Origin of the sequence: Sphaerothrix gracilis Ecp01 (assembly GCF_030405905.1) — a bacterium.
Taxonomy (GTDB): Bacteria; Cyanobacteriota; Cyanobacteriia; order Phormidesmidales; family Phormidesmidaceae; genus Sphaerothrix; species Sphaerothrix gracilis.
This window is the reverse complement of the sequence record NZ_JASATW010000066.1, coordinates 1-6,477: the sequence shown is the minus strand read 5'-3', so window position 1 is coordinate 6,477 and position 6,477 is coordinate 1. Positions and strand designations below refer to the sequence as shown.

The following is a 6,477-nucleotide window of genomic DNA, read 5'->3' as shown; positions in this document are numbered from 1 at the left end:
GTATGCCGTAGGCCAAAGCACCTTGCGGATTAATAGACCTTCGCGACCTATCAGACCTACCGTTGCCTCCGCTGCAACAATGTTGGATACGCAAATCATATTGCCTGCCGACGCGCCGACGCACTGTAGCCCCAAAACGGCTGCCGTTGATAGGCCGAGCTGAGCCGCAACGCCAAACTGAAACAGGGAAAACATCAAATTGCTGACGGTCACGCTGCCAGCGACAAATGAGCCAACCGTGCCCACGAAAGGCGCAAACAACGGCCAGATCTGTCCGGCCAAATTTGACATACTATCGGCCAACGTCAGCGGCATACCCTTTAAGCCAGAATTATTCACTCCAGAGTTGATAAACACCCGGGCCATCAAGACTGCTGACCCTAACGCTAGCGTCGTCTTTTGCAATAACGGCACCGCATTGGCGATCGCTCGGCCCAGAGCTGCAGGCTTAATCCGATGTAAAAAGAACGTGATGGCTACCACAAGAATGAAAGTGGTGGGTGGAAGGTAAAGCGGCTGCGTCGAGATTGTAACATCAGTCCCCAAAACGCCTACCCAGGTTAGGGTTAACGACTGCATCCACTCCCTGAACGGCAAAAAGTCTAGACGCGACAGCATCAGCAATAGCCCTAGCAGCATATAGGGCAGCCAGGCCCGACGAGCCGACAACCGACTACCTGTGATAGATGCAGACGGCGTATCTGAACTGTGCCAATCATCAGGCCAATGTTCAACCGCCGGAAAATCCCATTGATGGGGGGGCAATAAAAAGCCGCGCCGGGCCGCAGGCACGACAATCGCTAATCCCACCAGTCCGCCAACTAATGTCGGAAACTCTGGCCCCAGCAGCAGGGCTGTTAATACATAGGGCAGGGTAAACGCTAATCCCGCAAAGAGGGCGAATTTCCAGGCGGCTAGCCCCGCCTTGACCGAGCGCTCAGCTCCAAACCCTGCCGTCAACACCATCACCAAAATCAGGGGTAAAAAGGTGCCGACAACAGCGTGAAACACGCCCGCCCAGCGACCCACCGCAATCAAATAATCGGCTTGAGTCAGCTCCAAATTAGCAAGGTGTTGCTGCACCCTAGGGACACCAGCCAGTCCTGAATTGATACCGATTAGAATCGGCGTCCCCACAGCACCAAAGGTAGAAGGGGTGCTTTGAATAATTAGGGCGGCAATCACCGCCGCCATTGCCGGGAACCCAACTGCAACCAGTAGCGGCACGGTGATAACCGCTGGTGTGCCAAAGCCAGACGCCCCCTCAATGAAACTGCCAAACAGCCAGGCAATAATGATGACCTGCACGCGGCGATCGCGCGAAATGCCTAGCAAACTTTGACGAATTGCCGCGATCGCCCCCGATTCTTGCAGCGTATTCAGCAGCAAGATGGCACCAAATACAATGAAAAGAATCTCTGCCGCTGCTACACCTCCTTGCACGCTAGCCGCAGCTACTTCCGCAATAGGAACTCGCCAAACAAGCAGCGTCAGCATCACTGTGATGAGATAGGCAACGGGCATCGCCTGCCCTGCAGGCCGCCGGGCAACAACTAGCAACGCAAAAATGGTTGCAATCGGCATCAATGCAACCAGGGAATATCCGAATATTGCCATGAGTCATCCCTATACCAACAGCAGTGATAGCTCACCACGATATGACTAGAAATTTTGAGGCCAGTTCTTCAAGCTAAAACAAGGCGATCGCTTTACTATCTCATTTAAAGCGCAGATCAGGTATAAAAGTATGGAGCCTCTCATGATAGTCAAACTCATAAGCCTAAGCACTCTATACGTTCTACTCACCGTTGGCGGATTGCTATTGGCGATCGCTTTAATGACGTCAAATTGTCGAACGCTTTCGTCAACACATCAATGCAGGCGAGCAACAATCCTGAAACTGAGCTAATGACTCTCTCTACCCGCCACGACCTCACTCGTAACCAAATCATCGAACGCTTCAGGCAACGCATCCATGCAGGCGATCGCACTAAACTCTCACGCGATGAACTCGGACAACTGGCGCTGCACTTTCTAGACCGCCTTGTGCAGCTCAATCAGCAAGGCCAAGACAGCGAAACAGCAGTTGCTCAGCTCGCTAGGGCTGAAATCGATTTGCTCGAAGAAGGCTATCCCAGGCAGTCCATCAGCAGCCAGTATCTCTCTACCTATCGACGGCTGATTCTAGAGGCAATCGAAGCTGGTAAGCTGACCCTGACTGAGCAAAATTCTTACCTGAAACACTGGCAAAAACTCGATGGCTCTGATTCTGGCACCAGCCGCGAGCACTATGCGCTCAAGCATCTCAAGTATGACCAGGCGACCTATCAGACACTCAGGCAGTCCACCACCGCTAACAACAACCGCCGTCAAGACAGCTTGCAGGTCATTCCTTTGCAGCGCTATCTGGGTCAGGTTGTCAGTCTGTTAGAGGCTGAGGATGAACGTCTGCTGGCGATCGCCATTGCAGCCCTGACCGGACGCAGGCATACCGAGGTGATTAGCAAGGGCAGCTTTGAACTGACTGCCTATCCCTACGCGCTCCACTTCAGCGGTCAGCAAAAGAAGGCACAGCCGCTCTCGTTTGATATCTTGACCCTGATTCCAGCCAAAGACTTACTGCCTGCTATCGAGCGCTTCCGCCAGCTCAAGGCGATCGCACCGCTGGTCAATGCTGAAGCCGCTCATGATGATCCTCGCATCGATGCCCTCAATACCCGTATCAACCGTCAGGTCAGAAAGTATTTTCAACAGACAGAAATTGTCCCTGTGCCCAAAGGCTTCAAGACTGTCTCTATTCACCGGCTGCGTGGTATCTACGGCGCGATCGCTATTCACTTCTTCTGCCCCGAATGGCAGCATGAACATCGCTTCCTACAGCACTACCTGGGCCATGTCTTAGAAGGCAAAGTCACCCCCAACTCCAGGGCCACTGACCACTACTTTCACTACCGGCTAGCCAGACCAAATGGCGAGCTAATTCGAGCGCGGGGGGTCAAAATCGCCGCTAACGGTCTGCCACCGCTACCCAGTGAAACACCCTCATCTCCAGAACCTGCACCAATTACTCAAACAACAATGCCTCCTGCAAGTACAACTCAGACTTCTCTCTACACCAGCGATGTCGATCGCCTGCATAAACTCGCCGCTCAGCTCGGTGAACATGGCAACAGTGCTGAGGCCCTACGCGCTGTGCTGGGTCAAGCTGAAGCTAGCTGGAAGCAGCAACAGCAAACGCCTCAGCTTCAACCCGATGCCCTCCAAGCGATCGCTCATCAAGCTGCGACTCTCTGCTGGCTGACTACCGAGCTAGAAACCCTTAGAGCAGAAAACAAACAGCTCAAACTGCAGGTTGACTCTAGAGGTACAAATGAGTCTCACCGGGAGCTGACAAAGAAGATTGAACACCTGCAACAGCAGAATGCTCAGCTGCAGCAGCAGCTGCAGCAGTTCGATGCTATTCGACAGGCGTTCTTAGGCACCTCCACGCAAGCACCCCCGCAAACACAGGAAACACACCAATCAGACGACAGCTCTACTCAGCCGACACTAGAACCACAGCCAGCAGAAACCAGAGCCAATAGTGCCAAAGATAGAGCTAAGGCTATCTTCAACGCCATCTCTCAATGGAACCAACAGCATCCTGACGATACTTACGCCATCAATGCCGGACTCTTGGAGCGCGAATTTGGCATCAACCGTAAAGCCGCCAAGACATTCATGGACGAGGAGAAAGAAGCCATCGAACAACTCCATCAGATAGGAGGTGTTGACAATCCCTCCTATCACAACCGGGGTAAAGACTCTACTGAACAATTCATGAAGTTCGTGGAGAAGGAGCAAACATAGGGCAATTGCTGATACAGCCTTTCCTAGTCTGCTGAGGTACAGTAGCAACAATGAGTAAACCAACCAAGAATATGGCCTAAAGACACTTCGTAATTGTCCATGCTGTCCATAATGACACAGGCCCCTTTCCACAGCTTTGGCACAAGCTTACGAGCGATGAAAGCCTCAAACGTCAGACTATTGGTTGCCCCTGTCAAACTTACTTGGACAATCTTCCCCTTGAGTCCCAGAGCACCGGTGAGCGAAACGTTCTGACCTCGTTCTTGTCGTTTGCCATGTACGCGCTTCCCTTTCGGCGATCGCGCCCTCAGCCGAGTCAGCGCTAGATTGACCCCTGATACCGAATCCGAGCCATATACCCCTGAAATGAATTAGGCTGCAACTATGCCAGGACTTACGCATTGACAGTTGAGTAAATTTGTGGGTTGAAATTCAAAGGTGTTGTATCCCCTAGTCCTTTGCGTATTCTCACTAAACCCTCCACCGCTCATTGCACGCTCAATCTCTATGTGCGCTATCTGCTGGCCCAACCACAAGGGTCTGGCTGTTGCGAACTGGCTGAGATCCTCAAGACGGTGTCCCACGACAGCATCAATCGTTTCCTGTGCCGAGAACGCTATGTACCCAAGGATCTCTTTGACGAGCTCGTTGCTCAAGGCTGGATTGATTTAGTCGGGGGTGTTTTGAGCGCAGATGATACGGTGCTAGAGAAACCCTACGCCCAGCGAAAAGCCACGGCGCTGTTAGGCTACTTTTGGAGCAGTAAAGCCGCCAAGCCGGTGCTGGGACTCTCGCTGGTCACGCTCTACTACACCAGCGCTAATGGCTTGCAAGTACCGATTAACTATCGGCTCTATGATAAAGCGGAGGGTAAAACCAAAAACCAATACTTTCAAGAGATGTGGCAAGAAGTCAGGCAGTGGGGGCTTTGCCCTCGGGCAGTCACTAGCGATACTTGGTATGCCGCCAAAGCAAATCTCAATGTGCTCAAAGACGACCAGACGGGATTTCTAGTCGGCGTCGCCAAGAATCGTTTGGTACGGTCGACGCTTCAGCAGGCGTATCAACGGGTCGAAGCCCTAAGCATTCCTGAGTCTGGAATACTGGTCTATCTTAGGGGAGTCGGGCGAGTCAAGCTCTTTTGCCAGCGCTTCAAAAACGAATCGTGTCGGTATTATGCCTTGTACTGGCCCGACCCTGAGGCTCTAGAAGCAGCCGGTGCAGATGACTTTGAGCAATTGCATACCCTCCATTGGGGCATTGAATGTTTTCACCGGGCTGGGAAACAGTTGTGTGCTCTAAAACGCTTTCGGGTGCGCCTGAAGGAAGCCATTGACACCCATATCTTCTGCGCCCTACGGGCCTTTGTCGAGTTGGAGTTGCAAGTCTGGCACCAGCAGTTAGGCAATTGGTATGAGCTCCAACGTCATCTCTATCAGGACGTCGCTCGCCAGTTCATACTTCAAGCACCTCTGATGGGTAGGACCGCTTGAATCTTAGTTTTGTCGATTTTGTCAATGCGTAAGTCCTGGTGATGTCGATTTTTTGATTGACTATGAGGCCAGTAAAACGAGTCCCTGGTTCCCGGTTGGTCTAATTCAGGATTTGGAGGAACTACTGGAGCGCAAAGTTGATGTCGTGACAGAGGGTGGATTAAATGAGCGGATGCGCGATCGCATTCTTCAGGAGGCTAAAGCCCTATGAATCCGATTGAGAAGGTTCGAGGCATAGAACCGATTGATCAAAAGGCAGTATCGGAGTTTCGGTCTCGACTAGAGGGCATCATCCCCATTTTAGATTTGCGGGTGTTTGGCTCCAGAGCCCGTGGAGATGCTAGGGAAGACTCTGACCTTGATGTATTCGTTCAGGTCGAAACGCTGGATCGCACCCTGCGAGAGCAAATTCACGATCTCGCTTGGGAAATTGGGTTTGAGTACGATCGCGTGATTTCTACGTTTGTGGTGACCGAAGCTCAAATTCGAGAAGGTGCAGTGGGAGCCAGCCCTCTACTGGCTAAGGTATTAGAAGAAGGCATTGCGGTATGAGCGATCAGCAAAACTAGGAGACAAATTGAATGGAAAGTATCAAAGTAAAAGCCCATATCGGCCAGGATGGAGTGTTATCTTTTCAACTGCCTGTCCAGAATCAGGACATTGAGGCAGTGGTAATCTATCAGCCTATTCAGAAAAGAAGCCATCAAGACTCTAAACAGCGGTTTCAGGCGATGCTGGGGCAGTATCAAGAACAGATATTTAGCGACAGTACAGAACTATTGCGCGAGGATCGGCTACGTGGCTAAGTGGGTCATTGATGCAAATGTGGCCATTAAGTGGGTCTTGCCAGAGGTTTATTCAAATCGGGCATTGTCACTGTTAGACAACGATCAGGATGAGTTCCTGGTGCCAGATTTTTTCTTTTCAGAAATCACAAACATTCTATGGAAGCTGTCGCGTTTCAGGCTAAGTGGGATCTTCCCAACTTTTGATGATGAGGGGGAATGTGCATTGAAGTAGTGTATAGAGAGATTTTGGATAAGTGTAGTGAAGGAGAAAAGGTGTGAGCAGGCGATCGCCTTAAAGTTTGTTGCCTGGCTTTGCCCTCGCGATAATTGGCAGGGTGGCTGCTAAT

General features: G+C 51.5%; 8 protein-coding genes. 6 read left to right on the top strand and 2 right to left on the bottom strand.

What is annotated here, in order from left to right:
- A partial coding sequence (locus tag QJQ48_RS27345) for an L-lactate permease (protein WP_428843106.1) occupies nt 1-1,584 on the bottom strand: 1,584 nt, incomplete at its 3' end.
- Between the two features lie 264 nt (nt 1,585-1,848).
- Here QJQ48_RS27345 and QJQ48_RS27340 point away from each other — a divergent pair.
- Nucleotides 1,849-3,849: a protelomerase family protein gene (locus QJQ48_RS27340; RefSeq protein WP_346294390.1), complete on the top strand. Its 2,001-nt coding sequence runs from the start codon at nt 1,849-1,851 to the stop codon at nt 3,847-3,849.
- 23 nt (nt 3,850-3,872) lie between these two features.
- On the opposite strand, the gene QJQ48_RS27335 is transcribed toward QJQ48_RS27340, so the two are convergent.
- Nucleotides 3,873-4,217 carry a transposase gene (locus QJQ48_RS27335; RefSeq protein WP_346294392.1) on the bottom strand — a complete coding sequence of 115 codons (345 nt, stop codon included), beginning with the start codon at nt 4,215-4,217 and terminating at the stop codon, nt 3,873-3,875.
- 90 nt (nt 4,218-4,307) lie between these two features.
- On the opposite strand from QJQ48_RS27335, the gene QJQ48_RS27330 reads away from it, so the two are divergent.
- The 5 genes from QJQ48_RS27330 to QJQ48_RS27310 are packed head-to-tail and all read left to right on the top strand — an operon-like array spanning nt 4,308 to nt 6,362.
- A complete protein-coding gene (locus tag QJQ48_RS27330; RefSeq protein WP_346294389.1) occupies nt 4,308-5,342 on the top strand; it encodes an IS701 family transposase in 1,035 nt (344 codons plus the stop codon).
- A 52-nt stretch (nt 5,343-5,394) separates the two neighbouring features.
- Nucleotides 5,395-5,553 carry a nucleotidyltransferase family protein gene (locus QJQ48_RS27325; RefSeq protein WP_346294388.1) on the top strand — a complete coding sequence of 53 codons (159 nt, stop codon included), beginning with the start codon at nt 5,395-5,397 and terminating at the stop codon, nt 5,551-5,553.
- Entirely contained in the window at nt 5,550-5,894 is a 345-nt protein-coding gene (locus QJQ48_RS27320; RefSeq protein WP_346294387.1) for a nucleotidyltransferase family protein, read from the top strand. The genes QJQ48_RS27325 and QJQ48_RS27320 overlap by 4 nt, the downstream gene beginning before the upstream one ends.
- Before the next feature lie 29 nt (nt 5,895-5,923).
- The gene (locus QJQ48_RS27315) at nt 5,924-6,148 is read left to right on the top strand and encodes a hypothetical protein (protein WP_346294386.1); all 225 of its coding nucleotides are present in this window, start codon (nt 5,924-5,926) and stop codon (nt 6,146-6,148) included.
- The gene (locus tag QJQ48_RS27310; protein WP_346294385.1) at nt 6,141-6,362 is read left to right on the top strand and encodes a type II toxin-antitoxin system VapC family toxin; all 222 of its coding nucleotides are present in this window, start codon (nt 6,141-6,143) and stop codon (nt 6,360-6,362) included. Before QJQ48_RS27315 ends, QJQ48_RS27310 begins: the two co-directional genes overlap by 8 nt.
- Nucleotides 6,363-6,477 lie beyond the last annotated feature (115 nt).

Bases quoted from the DNA above. Each gene is read 5' to 3' on its own strand.
- QJQ48_RS27320 (WP_346294387.1), top strand. From the start codon at position 5,550: ATGAATCCGATTGAGAAGGTTCGAGGCATAGAACCGATTGATCAAAAG.
- QJQ48_RS27315 (WP_346294386.1), top strand. From the start codon at position 5,924: ATGGAAAGTATCAAAGTAAAAGCCCATATCGGCCAGGATGGAGTGTTA.